The following is a 1611-nucleotide window of genomic DNA, read 5'->3' as shown; positions in this document are numbered from 1 at the left end:
ACGCTTTGGGGGCGAGTTGAGAAGTTGAGAGCATTTGTTTTTAGGGGAATTAGGCAGATGGGTTTTAATATACCTAATACTCTGCTTAGGCTATTTTTTTATGCTTTTAATCTTCTATAAATCGTTATTTAATTGAATGGTAATAATTTTTGAATCTTTGAAATGACTAGAAGCAGATTTTTTAAAAAAACGTACCATTCTAATTATCGAGGTAAAGTATCTGTTGAGGATGCTGTTAAACATCAAACATATCTTGATGATATGAGAAAAGATGCTGTTTTTTATTGTGTAGATCATATCGAAAGTTCAATGATCCCACATAGTATGCTTCATAAAATAATTCAAAAGTTAAAAACTAAGCAAAATGATAGTTTAACTTTGCCAGAGAAAGCCTATTTAGTTCGTCAAAACCTTAATGCTTTACATAGTCTAGTTGAAGGTAAAATTTCTTTTAATCAATATAAGAAAGAAGTTGTTAATGACAGAATAAAGCATCAAGAACACTTAGAAGCAGAAAGATTACGCTTGGAAAAATTAAGAGAATTAGAACTAATTCAGTTAAAGAAACAACAAGAAAAATTAGCTCAGGAAAGAAAAGTTAGAGAACAAGCTGAACGTGAACGTAGGAAAAAATTAGAATCTGACCCTAAATATATAGGGAGGCAAAAAGAAAAAAATCTAATAAAAAAATATGATATTTACTTCTATGACATAGCTGATAGGCATAGATCCAAGTTAATTAATATATTGAAATTATTAGATAATAATCAGAGATTATCTGAACAAGATGCTATTTGGTTAAATTCGGAAGGACGACAATTTTTTACAGATGAACTTAAGATAAAATTTCATCGTGTGGAAGCTGATTTTTATCTTAATGAATATAAGACAACCAAATTACATTGGCATGCTATTAATGCCTCTAGTCAATTAAGAAAAGCTAAAGCAAGTAAAGAGGCTGAAAAGTTTTTAGAAAATACTGAAATCTCACTAAATAAAAATAAAAAATTATTGTCAGCTTATTTCACTACATTGGGAGGAGTTAAGAGAGATATTAGAAAAGTCGATACAGCAATAGAATGTGGCGTAAAAGCTCATGAAAATAATTCTCAGGACTACAGACCATGTACTTTATTGGGAGCTATATATATGGAAAACCATGAATATACTCTTGGACATGATTGGTATAGCAAAGCACGTGACCGAGGTGCGCCAGAGNAACTTCTAGTTTCCAAAAATCCCAATTTAAGTATTGGGATTTTTATTATAAAACGTCACTTTTTACGCTGATTTAAGGTTTGTTGTCCTAAATCCTTCCAAATTTGCCATTTCATATCATTTTGGTCGATTTCAGCAGTTTTTAGAAGAACGCCAAGTAATTCGGCTGGGTCACGCTGATCTAGGTTAGCTATTTCAAATAGTGCGCCTAATTGAATGAGATGACGTGTACGAGCTTTACGTTCAGCTTCCTTTTCGGCATTCAATAATTTTCTAACTGCAACTTTTTGCTTATTTGCTCGATCTATGGCTTTTTCAGCTTTGATCAAGGCATTGATCTTTTTCTCTTGGTCGGGTGTTCTGTACTGAATTTTGGCTAATTCAAGTAAAAGT

Annotated in this window: 1 protein-coding gene and 1 pseudogene; one reads left to right on the top strand and one right to left on the bottom strand. The window is 31.8% G+C overall.

Translation table 11 applies throughout. The features are described from left to right. Positions 1-162: 162 nt before the first annotated feature. A pseudogene (locus tag AC07E5_RS06080) lies at positions 163-1218 on the top strand (hypothetical protein); the annotation flags it as partial. Positions 1219-1274: 56 nt separating this feature from the next. On the opposite strand, the gene AC07E5_RS06075 reads toward AC07E5_RS06080, so the two are convergent. After that, positions 1275-1611, bottom strand: a 337-nt coding sequence (locus AC07E5_RS06075) for a conjugal transfer protein TraD (protein ID WP_498624976.1), incomplete at its 5' end; no start/stop codon positions are given.

Source organism: Acinetobacter seohaensis (assembly GCF_056431365.1).
The sequence above is the reverse complement of the archived record's forward strand: the minus strand, read 5'-3'. Positions and strand labels throughout refer to the sequence as shown.